The organism is Curtobacterium flaccumfaciens UCD-AKU (genome assembly GCF_000349565.1).
Classification (GTDB): domain Bacteria; phylum Actinomycetota; class Actinomycetes; order Actinomycetales; family Microbacteriaceae; genus Curtobacterium; species Curtobacterium poinsettiae.
Window position 1 is genome coordinate 551401 of the sequence record NZ_KB714631.1, and the last position, 15663, is coordinate 567063.

12 protein-coding genes are annotated in these 15663 nt (G+C 71.1%); 4 read left to right on the forward strand and 8 right to left on the reverse strand.

The window, feature by feature from the left end:
• Positions 1-44: 44 nt before the first annotated feature.
• The 6 genes from H489_RS37170 to H489_RS36185 all read right to left on the reverse strand — a co-directional run bounded on the left by H489_RS37170 (position 45) and on the right by H489_RS36185 (position 6023).
• Positions 45-584, reverse strand: coding sequence for a DUF805 domain-containing protein (locus H489_RS37170; RefSeq protein ID WP_017888785.1), 540 nt, complete (start codon positions 582-584; stop codon positions 45-47).
• A 150-nt stretch (positions 585-734) separates the two neighbouring features.
• Positions 735-1589, reverse strand: coding sequence for a glycosyltransferase family 2 protein (locus tag H489_RS36165; RefSeq protein WP_017888786.1), 855 nt, complete (start codon positions 1587-1589; stop codon positions 735-737).
• Positions 1586-2737 (reverse strand): glycosyltransferase family 4 protein, encoded by a 1152-nt coding sequence (locus H489_RS36170; protein WP_017888787.1) that lies wholly within the window; start codon positions 2735-2737, stop codon positions 1586-1588. The genes H489_RS36165 and H489_RS36170 overlap by 4 nt, the downstream gene beginning before the upstream one ends.
• A 74-nt stretch (positions 2738-2811) precedes the next feature.
• Positions 2812-3828, reverse strand: a complete 1017-nt coding sequence (locus H489_RS36175; RefSeq protein ID WP_017888788.1) for a glycosyltransferase family 2 protein — start codon at positions 3826-3828, stop codon at positions 2812-2814.
• A gap of 59 nt (positions 3829-3887) precedes the next feature.
• The gene (locus tag H489_RS36180) at positions 3888-5117 is read right to left on the reverse strand and encodes an ABC transporter ATP-binding protein (protein ID WP_017888789.1); all 1230 of its coding nucleotides are present in this window, start codon (positions 5115-5117) and stop codon (positions 3888-3890) included.
• A gap of 3 nt (positions 5118-5120) precedes the next feature.
• On the reverse strand, positions 5121-6023 hold the full coding sequence (locus H489_RS36185) for an ABC transporter permease (RefSeq protein ID WP_017888790.1): 903 nt from the start codon (positions 6021-6023) through the stop codon (positions 5121-5123).
• Positions 6024-6212: 189 nt separating this feature from the next.
• Here H489_RS36185 and H489_RS36190 point away from each other — a divergent pair, with 189 nt between their 5' ends.
• Both H489_RS36190 and H489_RS37175 read left to right on the forward strand, forming a co-directional pair.
• Entirely contained in the window at positions 6213-6818 is a 606-nt protein-coding gene (locus H489_RS36190; RefSeq protein ID WP_017888791.1) for a hypothetical protein, read from the forward strand.
• Between the two features lie 77 nt (positions 6819-6895).
• Positions 6896-9388, forward strand: coding sequence for a hypothetical protein (locus tag H489_RS37175; RefSeq protein ID WP_052481761.1), 2493 nt, complete (start codon positions 6896-6898; stop codon positions 9386-9388).
• An 80-nt stretch (positions 9389-9468) separates the two neighbouring features.
• On the opposite strand, the gene H489_RS36195 is transcribed toward H489_RS37175, so the two are convergent.
• Positions 9469-10755: a glycosyltransferase gene (locus tag H489_RS36195; RefSeq protein WP_152427357.1), complete on the reverse strand. Its 1287-nt coding sequence runs from the start codon at positions 10753-10755 to the stop codon at positions 9469-9471.
• A 138-nt stretch (positions 10756-10893) separates the two neighbouring features.
• Here H489_RS36195 and H489_RS36200 point away from each other — a divergent pair, with 138 nt between their 5' ends.
• Complete coding sequence (locus H489_RS36200; protein WP_017888794.1) at positions 10894-13380, forward strand: glycosyltransferase; 2487 nt, start codon at positions 10894-10896, stop codon at positions 13378-13380.
• Entirely contained in the window at positions 13377-14123 is a 747-nt protein-coding gene (locus tag H489_RS36205) for a polyprenol monophosphomannose synthase (protein ID WP_017888795.1), read from the forward strand. Before H489_RS36200 ends, H489_RS36205 begins: the two co-directional genes overlap by 4 nt.
• 155 nt (positions 14124-14278) lie before the next feature.
• Here H489_RS36205 and H489_RS36210 read toward each other — a convergent pair whose 3' ends face one another.
• Entirely contained in the window at positions 14279-15580 is a 1302-nt protein-coding gene (locus tag H489_RS36210; protein WP_167578329.1) for an O-antigen ligase family protein, read from the reverse strand.
• Positions 15581-15663: the final 83 nt, after the last annotated feature.

A 15663-nucleotide genomic window follows, 5' to 3' on the forward strand; every position in this document is an offset into this window, starting at 1 on the left:
TCGCGAACCAGGTTCCGGCGCGGGCGGGGTTCGGCTCAGGCGGGTCAGGCGGCGCGGTGGGCGACAGGGAGTTCGGCGCCTGACGGGTCCGGTTCCGGTGGGAGCGTCGGGCGCCAACTACGTCGGAGCGCGCCGAGTAGGAGGAACCAGTCGATGACCGGGAAGGCGCCGAAGAACGCCATCCACGCCGGGGTCCCGATGTCACGGAGCCGCCGTGCGCCGAGTGCCAGGTTCGGGATCGCGGTGACGATGCACCACGCGAAGAGCACCCACTGCGACGGGGAGCCCTCGGCGAGGATGCGCCATCCGTAGTCGCTGCCCTCGAGGATCAGGACGGACTGTCCGATCCCGAGGAACCCGGGGGTGTTCTGGAAGTCGGTCATCGAGTCGTCGGCGCCCCGGACACCGGTGATCATCGGCACGAGGGTGAGCACGAGCCAGACCACGAGCAGGTCGGCCCCGCGTGCCCACCAGAACTCGGCGCGGCTCGCACGGCCGCTGCGGAACGTGAAGGCTCCGGTCCAGTAGCGGCGGGCGGCGTCGATCGGGCCGCAGCCGAGCCAGGGTCCGGGATCACGTTGCACGGCGCCGAGCCTAGTGGCGCCGGGTACCCGCAAGACACCGGTGTTCGCACGTCGAACACTCCCAGATCGCGGTGTAACACGTGGACACCGGTGTTTTGCGACCTGGGCGACCTGGGCGACCTGGGCGACCGGGGTACCGGTGGGCGGGGGCTACTTGCGCGTCACCCAGCGGGCGCGGAGCGACAGGCCTGCGTGCAGGGCGACCCGCAGGGGCCAGAGCCACCACGCCCGGTACTTCCGCGACAGGAACCGGTACGCGCTCCGGTGGTGCTCGATCTCCATGCGGCGGCGGTTGGACGACGTCGAGTGGGCACCGGTGTGGGTGACGACCGACGACGGCACGTACACGTTCGCCTGGCCGGCACGACCGATGCGCTGCCCGAGGTCGACGTCCTCGAAGTACATGAAGTACGACTCGTCGAAGCCCCCGAGCTGGCGGAACAGGTCGGTGCGGATGAGGAAGCACGCACCCGAGAGCCAGCCGGCCTCGCGTTCGACGACCTTCGTGGTGGACCAGTACCGCTGGCTCCACGGGTTCGCGGGCCAGAACCGCGAGAACGCCGCGTGGCCGAGGCCGGTCCGGAGCGAGGGGAGCTGCCGGGCGGACGGGTAGGTCTCGCCCTGGTCGTCGAGGATCCGGGGGCCGAACGACCCACCGGACGGCATCCGGTCGGCCGCGGCCACGAGCTCGTCGATCGAGCCCTCGCCGAGCACCACGTCGGGGTTCGTCACGAGCAGGAACTCCGGTCGCACGTCGGGCAGTACGTCGTCGAGGGCGCTCAGGGCTGCGTCGATCCCGCCGCCGTACCCGCGGTTGCCGCCGGAGGACACCACGACGGCGCCGTAGGACTCACCGATCGCCCGGAGCGCGTCGATGTCGGCCGAGCCGTTGTCCGCGATGACGACGGCGACCGGGTCCTTCGAGGCGCCGGCGACGCTCGCCAGGAACGGCCGGATGGTCTCACCGGTGTTGTAGGTGACCGTGAGCACCGCGACCCGGATCACCGCGTCCTCCCACCGACGGACTCGTACGCCTCGACGTGCACGGCGGCGGTGGCGTCCCAGGTGAACTCGTCCGCCCGCGCCAGCGCCGCCGCACGGTGCGAGGCCACGAGCGCCGGGTCGTCGAGCAGCGCTGTCATCGCGGCGGCCAGTGCCGTCGCGTCGGGCTCGGTGTAGACGGCCGCGTCGCCACCGACCTCGGGCAGCGACAACCGCCGGGTGGTCAGGACGCAGGCGCCGGAGGCCATCGCCTCGACCACGGGCAGGCCGAAGCCCTCGCCCAGGGACGGGTAGACGACGAACTCCGCACCGCCGAGGAAGCCGGCGAGGTCCTCGAGCGGCAGGTACCCCGCCTCGATGACGTGGTCGGTGGGCTGCAGGGCGTCGAGGCGTGCGATCGCGGCCTCGTCCCAGCCGCGCGCCCCCGACAGGACCAGCCACGGCGTGTCCGCGCCGCCGGCCGCCCGCGCGGACCGCACCGCGGCGTACGCGTCGAGCAGCGCGGTGACGTTCTTCCGCGGTTCGATGGTGCCGAGGAACGCGATCCACGGAGCGCCCTCGGGCAGGGTGGCGGCGATCCGGGCGTCCTCGACCGCGGCGACGTCGGGCTCGTGGAACACCGTGCGGTCGACGCCGAGCGGTGCGACCCGGACGTCGGCACGGATGCCGCGGACGACCCGCGCGGCCTCGGTCGCGGTGGCCGCGCTCGGCACGATGACGACGGGCCGGGTGCGCAGCGAACGACGGCTCCACCACGTGAAGAAGGTGCGCTTCAGGCGCGAGTGCCACTCGGGGTTCGAGAAGAACGTGGCGTCGTGCAGCGTGACGACGGACCCGCCGCGCCAGCCGAACGGGAACGTGTAGTGCGGGGAGTGCAGCACCCGCGCACCGAGCCGACGGCCGAGTGCCGGCAGTCCGGTCTGCTCCCACAGGAACCGCAGCGGTACCGAGTCGGTCCACGCCGGCGCCGTGTGCACGGTGGCGTGCGGTGCGAGCGAGCGGAAGTGCGCGGCGTGCACGGGACGGACGACCAGGTGGACGTCGAGCGACGGGTCGCTCAGGTGCGACACGACCCCTTCGACGTAGCGTCCGACGCCGCCGAGCGCCTGCGGTACCGCGGTCCCGTCGACGAGGACGGTGAGCTGCGGCACGCGTGGTTCCTTCCGGGCGGGGGCGTCGTGGCCGTGGCCGTCGACGGGGGAGTGTCCAGGATAGCCCGCTGCGCTCATGCGCCCGGGTCCACGCGGCGGCGCGGGACGGACGCGCGCCGGGTCTCGCGCAGCCGGCGCGCGAGGTGGACCGGCAGGGTCCCCGCGACGTCCGCGAACGCTGCCAGGACGAGCCGCGCCTCCCGGCGGGTGCGACCGGAGGCCAGCCCGCGCAGACCGCGGCCCAGCGTGCGGACGCTCGCCCGCGCGACGGTCGGCCAGGGGGCGTGCCAGAGGGCGACGACGATGCGGTTGCGGGCGTTCCGGAAGACGAACAGGTCGCTCTGCACGCCGGACGACGCCGAGTGGTCGTGCTCGACGACCGCGTCGGCGGCGTGCTCGACGCGCCAGCCGCGGCGGCGGAGCCGCCAGGCGAGCTCGGTGTCCTCGTAGTACATGAAGAGCGACTCGTCGAGCAGGCCGACGTCGTCCAGGGCGGTGCGCCGCAGCGCGGAGGCGCCGCCGGAGAACCCGAAGACGTCGACGTCGGCGACCCGGTCGACGGGCGCGAACCAGTCGCGGTCCATGCCGTTGCCGTCGCGGTCGACGCGGACGCCGGTCGAGTTGAGCCGGACCTCGCCGTCCGCCGACGGCGTCCAGCGCCGCCCGTCGTGGTCGCGCATGACGCGCGCATCGGGTGCTGGTTCCGCACCGGCCGGGAGGACCGTCCAGCGTCCGGCGAGCACGATGCGGCCCGTCACCGCCGCGACCTCGGGCCCGGCGTGCGCCAGGTGGTCGCGGAGCGCCGCGACGAAGCCCGGCGCGGGCACGGCGTCGTTGTTCAGGAGCACGACGACGTCGGCGTCGGTGTGCCGGATGCCGGTGTTGGCGCCGGCCGCGAACCCGCCGTTGTCGTCCCGCGCGACGACGGTCGCGTCCGGCAGTGCCTGGCGGAGCACGGCGACCGAGTCGTCCGACGACCCGTTGTCGACGACGATGACGTCGTCGGCGGTGCCCTCGTCGAGCACGGCGCGGACGGCCGCGGTGGTCAGGTCGGCGCGGTTCCAGTTGACGACGACGACGGCGGTGCGCAACGTGTCGTCGGCTCGGGGAGCGCCGACTGCACGGGCCCCGGTGTCGCCGTCGACCGGGGTCAGTCGAGCTCCTCGACCGTGGGCTGCGCGTAGACGGTGCCGACGGCGTTGCCGAACGAGGGGACCTCGAACGAGTCGCACTCCGGCATGTCGTGCAGGTGGCGGCCCGCGGAGTCCATCATCGACACGTTGATGAAGTACTTGCCGGTGCCGAAGGCGGTGTCCGCGATGCGGAGACGGAGCTTCCGGCGGCCGTGCAGCGGGTGCAGTTCGAGGCCCATGATGCCGGTGGTGGTGCCGTAGACGACCTGGCCGCCGGCGTTGTTGATCTGGACTGCGGCCTCCCAGTCGGCGATGCCGTCCAGGTGCTCGAACTCCATGTCCACGACGAGGTCGTCGCCGGGCATGACGTCCGCGCGGGGCTCCTTGCCGTCGACGTGCACGCTCGCCCCGAGGACCTTGCCGCGGCCGACGGCGACGTCGGTGCTGAGCTCGCCCTGGCGGCGTTCCTCGAGCACCTCTCGGAACATGCTCACCGCCTGCACGGGGTCACCGTCGTGCAGCACCTTGCCCTTGTTGAGCAGGACGACGCGGTCGCACATCTCCTGCACCTGGCTGAGCGAGTGCGTGACGATGATGATCGTCTTGCCGGCTTCCTGGAAGGTGCGGATGCGGTCGAGGCACTTGCGCTGGAAGGCCTCGTCACCGACCGCCAGGACCTCGTCGACGAGCAGCACGTCGGGGTCGGTGTGCACGGCGACGGCGAAGGCGAGCCGCACGTACATGCCCGATGAGTAGAACTTCACCTGGGTGTCGATGAAGTCCCCGATGCCCGAGAACGCCAGGATGTCGTCGAACTTCTCGTCGGTCTGCTTGCGGCTGAGGCCGAGCAGGCTCGCGTTGAGGTACACGTTCTCGCGGCCGGACAGGTCGGGGTGGAACCCGGCGCCGAGCTCGAGCAGCGCGGCGAGGCGACCGCGGCGGGACACCGTGCCGGACGTCGGCTGGATGATGCCGCCGATCGCCTTGAGCAGGGTCGACTTGCCGGAGCCGTTCTGACCGATCAGTCCGACGGTCGAGCCGGCCTGGATCGACACGGTGACGTCGTCGAGGGCCCAGAAGTCCTGGCGGTGCTTGCGCCCGGCGCGACCGAGGGTGACGATGCGCTCGCGCAGGGTGTTGTCCTTGCGCACCGTGAAGCGCTTGCGCACGTGGTCGATGACGATGACGTCGGGACGGTCGGCGGTGTCGCCGGTGGTCGTCGGGGCGACGGGGGTGCTGATGGCCATGGTCTAGAGCTCCTGCGCGAAGTTGCCCTGCAGGCGGGAGAAGATCCGCTGCGCACCGATGAGGCAGAAGAGCCCGATCACGAAGGCGATCCCCAGCCGCAGCATCAGGTGTTCCGGGTACGTGACGTCGGCCGGGTCGTGCAGCCAGATCGCGTTCTGCAGGCCGAGCACCGCCAGCGTCAGCGGGTTGTTCGTGTACGCGGTGATGAGCCAGTCGGCGTTCACCGTGGCGACCACGCGCGCGTAGGAGTAGACGATCGGCGAGGCCCAGAGCAGGACCATCAGGCCGACGTCGATGACGAACTGCACGTCGCGCAGGTACACGTTGAGCGCGGACAGCACGAGACCGATGGCCGCGCCGTAGACCAGGATGACGGCGAGCGAGGGGATCAGGTAGACCAGGCCCTCGTGCCAGGGGAAGACCCCGATCACGACCGTCGCGGCGAGCAGGATCGCGAACTGGATGGTGAAGTTCACCAGGGCCGCGCCCACACTGGCGAGCGGGAAGACCTCGCGCGGGACGTAGACCTTCTTGATCAGCCCGGAGTTGCCGACGATCGAGCCCGTCGACCCGGCGACGATCTCGCTGAAGAGCGTGTAGGCGGTCAGGCCGGTGAAGACGTAGATGGCGAAGTTGTCGATGCCGTTGGCGGCGCCGAGGACCTTGCCGATGACGAAGTAGTAGATGAGCAGCTGGGTCAGCGGGCGCACGAGCGTCCAGACGAACCCGAGTGCCGAGTCCTTGTACCGGGCCTTCAGGTCACGTCGGACGAGCATGCCGAGCATCTCGCGCTGCCGGAAGACGTCGCGCAGCTCGCGGAAGGTTCCGCGGAAGGCGCTCGTCGGAGCGCCGATCACGACGAGGGGTTCCTTCGCGAGCGCGGTCATGCGGGCTTGGTCGACCATACGTCTCTTCGTTCGTGGGGGCAGGACCGGAACAGCATACTCACCGGGCCCGCGTGGCGGGGTTGGGCGACGGCCGTCGTGCACCCCGAGTGGGGGTGATTCCGGCCGATCCAACCCTCAACCTTCACTTTCGAGTTACCGTTGTTGCAACCCGGACCCTTGTCAACATCCTCAGGACGGCCCGTCAGCATGCTCCTCGCATCCAGGCCGATCGCTGCGTTCGCGGTGGTCGGTGCACTCAGTCTCCTCGTGGCCGGTTGTTCCGGCGGTGGCGACGACGCCACCCCGTCGCCGTCGGCCTCCGCCACGCGCACCACGAGTGCGACCCCGACCGGCGACGCCTCGGCGACCGCGGCACCCACCGGAGTGGCCCCTTCGCCGACCGACGGTGCGTCCGGCGACGGCGGCACCGACTCCGGCGCCGGCGACGACGACACCCCCGGTCCGTTCCCGGGCAGCGGCGCGACGAACCAGCCGGACACCGACCCGTCGGAGTTCCCGGCCACGGCCGTCGTGACCTACGCCGGCTGGGACACCGGCTCGAAGACGCTCCAGGCCGGCGGCCTGGTCTCCGGCACCACCGACACGAGCGGGAAGTGCACCTTCACCGCGACGAAGAACGGCGTCACGCGGAAGGCCACGAGCACCGCGCAGGCGAGTGCCTCGTCGGTGAACTGCGCGCAGGTGTCGTTCCCCGCGGCGAAGGTGCCGAGCGGCACCTGGTCCGTCACCCTGACCTACGCCATCGGCTCCGCGTCGACGACGTCCGACCCCCTGACCGCCGAGGTCCCGTGATGCGCCCCACCCGTTCCCCCCGTCCCGACAGCGATGACCGCCCCGTCCGGCGGTCCCTCCGCAGCTCCCTCGCGCTGGTGGCGTCCCTCGCCGTCGCGGTGAGCGGTCTGACCTTCGGCACGGTGCTCTCGGAGCAGACCACGACCCGGTCGGCGTCGGCCGCCGTCGCCTCGGACTTCGACCCGGGCAACATCATCAGCGACGCGAACTTCTACAACGGCTCGGCCATGAGCGCCGCCGCCGTGCAGTCGTTCCTGACGAGCGTCGCACCGAACTGTCGCAAGGCCTCGGGTGGGCCCGCCTGCCTGAAGGACTTCTCGCAGAAGATGAGCTCGATCGGCGCGGTCTCCGGCCGGTGCAAGGCCATCGCCGGCGGCACCAAGAGCGCCGCGACGATGATCGCCCAGGTCGGTGCCGCGTGCGGCATCAGCCAGAAGGTGCTGCTCGTGCTCCTGCAGAAGGAGCAGGGCATCGTGACGACGTCCTCGCCGACGTCCTACATGTACCTGCACGCCACCGGCTTCGCGTGCCCGGACACCGCCCCGTGCGACCCGGCGTACTTCGGCTTCGGCCAGCAGGTCTACGCCGCGGCGCTGCAGTTCAAGCGGTACCAGGCGACGCCGACCTCGTGGGCGTACCAGGCGGGCCGGACGAACTCGATCCTGCTCAACCCGAACGCCGCGTGCGGCCGCAAGTCCGTCTACATCCAGAACCAGGCCACCGCGGCGCTCTACATCTACACGCCGTACACGCCGAACGCCGCGGCGATGTCGAACCTCTACGGCAGCGGCGACGGCTGCTCGGCCTACGGCAACCGCAACTTCTGGCGCATGTACACCGACTGGTTCGGCGCCTCCAGCGGCAGCGGCAACCCGGTCGGCAACGTCGATGCGGTGACCGCCACCGCCACCTCGACCCTGACGGTCCGGGGATGGGCCGCCGACCCCGACACGACGAACCCCCTGCGCGTCGCGTTCTACGTCGACGGTGACGGCGCGAAGACCATCACCGCCGACGCGAACCGCAGCGACCTGGCGGGCACCCTCGGGGCGAACAACACCCGGCACGGGTTCTCGACGACCCTGACCGGGCTGAGCCTCGGCAAGCACAACGTCTGCACGTACGCCATCAACCAGGGCCGCGGCGGCAACACCCTGCTCGGCTGCTACACCCGCACCGTCACGAGCGAAGCGCCGAAGGGCGTCCTCGACTCGGTGACCGGCGGCGTCGGCACGATCTCGGCGAGCGGCTGGGTCCTCGACCCCGACTCGTCGAAGCCCGGCTCGTGGAAGATCCTGGTCGACGGCGTGAGCAAGGCGACCGGCACGGCCGACACGACCCGCACCGACGTGGCGAAGGTCTACCCGGGCGTCGGCAGCACCCTCGGCTTCTCGAAGACGATCGGTGGGATGTCCGCCGGCAAGCGCGCGGTGACGCTCTACGTGGTGGACAAGCCCGGTACGAAGTACGTCAAGGTCGCGTCGAAGTCCGTCGTCGTCGACGCCCCCACCACCGGCAAGACCGGCAAGACCGGCAAGGTCCGCGGCTCGTACGACTCCGTCACCGGCGGCGTCGGCACGGCCACCGTGCGGGGCTGGGCGATCGACCCGGACGTCTGGGACCCGGTCAAGTACAAGATCCACGTCGACGGCGTGAGCACGAACAGCGGTGTCGCGGACGCCACGCGCACCGACGTCGCGGCGGACCACCCCACCTGGGGCTCGGACGTCGGCCTGACGCTCCGGCTCACCGGACTGAAGGCCGGCAAGCACACCGTGCGCGTCTACTTCCAGGACCTGCAGGGCGGCAAGTACGTCAGCTTCGGCACCAAGTCCGTGACCGTGACCGCCGCATCGTCCGCCGAACCCGACGCGTCGGGGACGACGGGCAAGACGGGCAAGACGGGTTCGGTCAAGGGCGCGTACGAGTCCGTGACCGGCGGCGTGAACAGCGCCACGGTGCGCGGCTGGGCGATCGACCCCGACGTCTGGGACCCGGTGCAGTACAAGATCCACGTCGACGGTGTCGCCATCGCCCCCGGAGCCGCGAACGCGAAGCGGACCGACGTCGAGGCCGTGCACCCCGCCTGGGGTTCCGACGTCGGCCTGTCCCTGAAGATCCCCGGGCTGACCGCCGGCACCCACTCGGTGCGGGTGTACTTCCAGGAGCTGCCGAGCGGCACCTACAAGAGCTTCGGCACGAAGAGCGTGCGGGTCACCGACCCGCCCACCACCGGCAAGACGGGCAAGACCGGTTCGGTCAAGGGCCTGTACGAGTCGGTCACCGGCGGCGTCGGCACCATCACGGTCGCCGGCTGGGCCATCGACCCGGACGTCTGGGACCCGGTCGGCTACAAGATCCACCTGGACGGCGTGGCCGTCTCGCCGGGCACCGCGAACGCGACCCGGACCGACGTGCAGGCCGCGCACCCGGACTGGGGGTCGGACGTGGGACTGTCGCGGAAGTTCACCGGGCTGAAGAAGGGCACGCACACCGTGCGCGTCTACTTCCAGGACCTGCCGAGCGGCACCTACAAGAGCTTCGGCACCAAGACCGTCACCGTGCAGTAGACGGTCACCACGACGGACGGGAGGCCTGGTACCAGCTGGTACCGGGCCTCCCGTCCGTCTGTTGGTCGCGTCGACCGCCGTCAGCGGCGTGCGCGCCGCGCCATCAGACCGACGCCGTGCAGCAGCCGGTACTCGGGCGAGCGCGTGAGGCCCTCGAAGCGGGCCGCGATCTGGTCGCGCTCCGCCTCGGCCCGGCGGCGTGCGGTGTCGTACGCGCCGACCTGCTGCTCCGACGCGACCAGGCGTGCGTTGATGTCGTGCACGCCGGACAGGTGGACGTCGCGGTCGTGCTCGGCCTGCCGGAGCGTCTCGCGCTGGGCGGTGGCCCAGCGCAGGAACGCCCCACGCTCGCCGCTCCGACCCGAGGCGGCGGCGACGGCGGCGTCGAGCGACGGGCCGACCTGCTCGGCACGGGTGCGGAACGAGTGCCGCTCGAGCACCACGGCGCGGAGCCGGGCGACCAGGGCCGTGCGCTCGTCGCGGGGCATCGCGAGCACGCGCTCGAGCGAGTCGGCGTCGTCGAACACCGGCACGTCGGACAGGCCGAGCTCGTCGAGCCCGAGCGCGCAGTCGGTGACGGGCAGCGCGCCGGACGCGAGCGACTCGTACAGGCGGGAGTTCAGGGTGCCGTACTCGGCGGCCGGCTCGATCACGTCGTCGACGACGAAACCGGCTGCGCGGTAGACCTCGGGCAGCGCGAAGTAGGACACCGCTGGGCGGAGCTCGACGCCGGCCGAGGCCTCGACGTGGTCGACGTTCGCGGCGAACCAGACGATCGGTTCGGTCGGGGCGACCTCGGCCAGGACGTCCTGCACGCGGCGGCGGACACCCCAGAAGTTGACGGTGGTGACGGCGCGGTCGGTACGTTCGCGCGGTGCGGTGGCGTCGGTCGTGAACAGCTCGGTGTCCACGCCGATCGGGACGACCTCGACGGGGCCGCTGTAGGCCGCGGCGACCGCGTCGCGGGCGGCCTCGGACGAGGTCCAGACGGCGTCGAACTCGTCCAGGTACGGCAGGGCTGCCCACTTGGCGGTCCAGTTCCGCACCCACGCCACCAGGGCGGTGCCGGCGGGGACGTAGCCGGGCACGAAGGACTCGATCATGCTGACCACGACGGCGGTGTCGGCGGGGAGTTCCTCGCCCCAGCGCGCCAACGGCCACATCGCCACGCCCCAGCCCTCGGCCCGGAGTGCCCGCGCGAGGCCGAGCGCGACGAACAGGTCGCCCTTGCCCTCGGCCGGATCGGCGGTCGAGACCGCGAAGCGGATCGTGCCGCGGGGGCCCTCGGCGTGCTCGTCGGCCGCGAGGGCCGCGTAGTCCTCGCGGAGGGGGGAGGGCATGGGGGTGCTCGGGATCACAGCGGTCACGCACGCCATTCTGCACGAATCCGCAGCGGCGGCAGGGAGTCGGTGGGCGCGCCTTGTAGGGTGTCATCGGCCCGCGGCACCCCGCTGGCCGAGCCACCTACCCGCGCCCGGTGCGCGGCAGCTGCTGGAGGAACTCGCGTGACAGAGCGCAAGCCGGGAGTCGTTTCCGTCATCCTCGTGAACTACAAGGGCACGGACGACACCCTGACGAGCATCGCGGAGCTCCGCAAGCAGGACTGGCCGCAGGACAAGCTCGAGGTGATCGTCGTCGAGAACGGTTCGGGCCCCGAGCACCTCGGTCGGCTGAAGGCCTCGTCCCTCGACTTCACCCTGATCGACGCTGGTGCGAACCTCGGGTTCACGGGCGGGTGCAACCTCGGCGTCGAGAAGTCCTCCGGCGAGGTCGTGGCGTTCCTCAACAACGACGCCCGTCCGGACACCGGCTGGGTGCGCGAGGCCATGGCCACGTTCGCCTCGGGTGCCGACATCGGTGCCGTCGCCTCGAAGGTCCTCGACTGGGAAGGCGTCAACGTCGACTTCACCGAGGCCGCGATGACCTGGTACGGCATGGGCTACAAGCCCTTCGCCGGGTCGCCGGACACCGGCCGGTGGGAGAGCGAGACCGACGTCCTGTTCGGCACCGGCGCCGCGATGTTCATCCGCGCCGAGCTCTTCGAGCAGCTCGACGGCTTCGACGACCGCTACTTCATGTTCTACGAGGACGTCGACCTCGGCTGGCGGCTCAACCTGCTCGGCTGGCGCTTCCGGTACCAGCCGAAGTCCGTCGCGTTCCACAAGCACCACGCGTCGATGAACAAGTTCGGCGACTTCCGCGAGACCTACCTGCTCGAGCGCAACGCACTGTTCACGCTCTACAAGAACCTCGGTGACGAACAGCTCGCCGCGGCGCTGCCCGGTTCGCTGGCGCTCGCCGTCCGCCGTGCCGTGGGCCGCGGGGAGCTCGACTCCACCGAGCTCGACCTGCGCAACCCCGGCGACGACAGCGTCCCCACCATCCCGGTGCCGAAGACGAGCATGGCGGGCATCTACGGCGTCGACCAGTTCGTCGAGCAGCTGCCGTCGATGACCGAGTCCCGCCGCCAGATCCAGGCGACCCGTGTCCGGTCCGACCGCGAGCTCCTCCGCCTGTTCGGCAACCGCGACGAGCCCGCGTACCCGATCGAGAACTACCTGGCCGGCTACGACAAGATCGTGCACTCCCTCGGCGTGCTCGAGGTCGGCACCCGTCGCCGCATCCTCATCATCACGGGCGACTCGATCGGCGCGAAGATGGCCGGTCCGGCGATCCGTGCCACCCAGATGGCGAAGCAGCTGGCATCGGAGCACGACGTCCGCGTGGTCAGCCTCACCCGCTCGTCGCCGATCGACCCCTCGTACGAGGTCGTCACGGTCCCGCACCGCCACCCGCGCCAGATGGTCGAGCACGAGGGCTGGGCCGACGTCATCATCGTGCAGGGCCACGCGCTCCGGCTGTTCCCCGTGCTCGAGTCGACCAGCAAGATCCTGGTCGTCGACGTCTACGACCCGCTGCACCTCGAGCAGCTCGAACAGGGCCGCAGCGACGACGTCGACAAGTGGAACCGCCAGATCCTCGACGCCTCGGACACGCTGAACCACCAGCTCGAGCTCGGCGACTACTTCATCTGTGCCTCGGAGCGTCAGCGGATGTTCTGGCTCGGGCAGCTCGCCGGCTCCGGCCGCGTGAACGCCCGCACGTACTCGCGTGACGCCGACCTGCGCTCGCTCATCGGCGTCGTGCCGTTCGGCCTGTCCTCGACCCCGCCGGTGCACGACCAGCAGCGGGTCAAGGGCGTCGTGCCGGGCATCGGCAAGAACGACAAGCTCGTCGTCTGGGGCGGGGGGATCTACGACTGGTTCGACCCGATCACCCTGGTCCGCTCGATTGCCCGGCTCGCCGAGCGCCGTCCGTCGGTCAAGCTCTTCTTCATGGGTGTGCAGCACCCGAACCCCGACGTCCCCGAGATGGACATCGTGGCGAAGGTCCGCGCCGAGGCGGACGCCCTCGGGCTCACCGGCAAGCACGTGTTCTTCAACGACCAGTGGATCCCGTACGAGGAGCGCGGCGCCTACCTGCTCGAGGCCGACGCCGGCGTCTCGACGCACTACGAGCACCTCGAGACGACGTTCTCGTTCCGCACCCGCATCCTCGACTACCTGTGGGCACGTCTGCCGATCGTCACGACGGCCGGCGACTCGTTCGGTGACCTCGTCGCGGAGCAGAAGCTCGGCATCGCGGTGCACGAGCAGGACGTCGACGGCCTGGCGACCGCGCTCGAGACGGCGCTCTTCGACAAGAAGGCCCGCACCGAGTTCATCGGCAACGTCGACCGTGTGCGCGAGCAGTTCACGTGGGAGAACGTCCTCGCCCCGCTCGTCGAGTTCTGCCGGAACCCGATCCGCGCTGCGGACAAGTCGGTGCGCGACACGACGTCCTCGATCGAGCCGCACAAGATGCGCGTCCGCGTGCCGGAGCGCAAGAAGCTCTCCGGTGTCCGCTACGACCTCGGTCGCGCCGTGCACTACCTGCGCACCGAGGGCCCCCGCAGCGTCGCAGGCAAGGTGAAGCGGCGCCTGAACCGGTGACCCCGGGGGACACCGCCGCCCTCGTCATCGTCCCGACCTACGACGAGGCCGAGAACATCCGCGCGATCACGGCCGCCGTGCTGGCGGCGGTGCCCGGTGCCCACGTGCTCGTCGTCGACGACGGCAGCCCGGACGGCACCGGGGACATCGTGCGGTCGCTGGCCGCCGCTGACGACCGCGTGCACCTGCTGCAGCGCCCCGGCAAGGCCGGGCTCGGCACGGCGTACGTCGCCGGCTTCCGGTGGGGTCTGGAGCGCGGCTACCCGCTGCTGGTCGAGATGGACGCCGACGGCTCGCACCCGGCCGACCGGTTGCCGGCCATGATCGACGCCGTGACCGCGTCCGAGGACGTCCTGCTCGCGATCGGGTCCCGCTGGGTGCCGGGTGGCTCGGTCGTCGACTGGCCGCTCCGACGCCAGGCGCTCAGCCGCGGGGCGAACACCTACGCCCGCCTGGTGCTCGGCCTCGACGTGCGCGACATCACCGCCGGGTACCGCGTGTACCGCTCGTCGGCGATCGCGCGGATGGACCTCGGGTCGGTGGACTCGAAGGGGTACTGCTTCCAGGTGGACATGACGCTGCGCGTGGACGCCCTCGGCGGCCGCATCGTCGAGGTGCCGATCCGGTTCCGCGACCGCGTGCACGGGGTCTCCAAGATGAGCCGGTCCATCGTGGTCGAGGCGATGCTCCGTGTCACCCGGTGGGGTGTGCAGCGCCGTCTCGGTCGCCGCACGCGCCCGTAGCGCGAGGCCCGGAGCGCGCGATCGCTTCGTGCACAGGAACGGTCGGGTCCCGTCCGCCGGGGCGACCACTCCTGCTCACGATGCGCGCGCCCGGAACGTTCGGCGTGACGGCCTGGAGGCGCGGTGCGGGGCCGCCACGGGCCTCCGGTCCGTCGCTACACGCGCGGCAGGTGCCGGCGCCACGAGCGCCGCCGCGCGGCGATCACGAGCACCGTCACGAAGAACATCAGCCCCGCACCGTGCAGCAGGTAGCTCTCCGCCGTGCTGGTGACGGCGAGCAGCACGAGCACCGCGGCCGGCCACACGTACGCCACCCCGGGGAACGTCGTCGCCGTCACCCAGGCCCGCGCGAACGCGAGCAGCGCCGTGATCCCGAGGATGAGCGTGCCCGCGAAGCCGATCTGCAGCCAGGCGTCCACGAAGGCGTTCAGGCCCGAGGTGAAGCGGACGCCGGCGGGGTCGATGAGCGTCACGTACGGCACCACCGGCTCGGTCGGCCAGGTCCCCACCCAGCCCCAGCCCTGGATCGGGTAGCGCTCCACCAGGACCCGGATCTGGGACCACAGGTCCGTGCGCGTCGCGGTGCCGCCGGCCGCCCCGATCTCGGCGAGCAGCCGGTGCCGCGCGAGCACCCCGACGGCCAGGGTCAGCAGGACGACCGCGCCGAGGACGCCGTTGACCACCGGTCTGGTCGCCGGTCGCGCGTGCCGGAGTGACCAGAGCGCCAGTGCGGTGACGGCGAGTGCGATCATCGCCAGGCCGGTGATGGGGGACTGCACGAGCATCAGGGCGATGACGGCGAGCGAGGTCGAGGCGATCGCGCGCCAGAGCGTGACGGACCGGGTGAGGAACTCGACCACGAAGGTGACCAGTGCCATGGCGGCGATGAAGCCCATGAAGTTGCGTGTGCCGCCGATGCCCTGGATCGGGCCGCCGTACGCGATGTCACCGCGGATGCCGAACGCCGGGAACGGGACGTCGAGCACCAGGCCGGACAGGACCTCGAGCCCGAGGGCGGTCACGAGCAGGATCCGGAAGGCGTCGCCCGAGGCCCGGATCACCTGCACCAGGTCGCGGCCGAGCGCCAGGTACAGCCCGAGGCCGATGAAGAACACGGTCTGCACGAGCCCGCGGAGCGCGAACCAGGAGTACTCGCTCCACAGCACGCTCAACGCGCAGTAGCCGACGAAGGCCAACAGCGAGAGGGGGAGGACCCCGTGCCACTCGATCCGGTAGCGCTGTCCCAGCAGACTCAGCCCCGCGAGCACGAACAGCGTCACGAGCACCGCCCAGGTCCCCGCCTGACCGACGAGTGTCTCCACCGTGGGCTGGCCGAACCCGAACAGCACGATGACCGTCGCGAGCGCCTGGCTGAACCGTCCACCGGCCGAGAAGCCGATCCAGGCGGAGAGGTACCGGCGCCCGAGCACCTGTCTGCTCACCCGGCCGTCCGTCACGCGTCCATCTTGGCGCACGACCTTGTGACGAGCACACCACATCGCGGTGTGGCTGTATCGACGATGCGCGATGAGCGATCTAT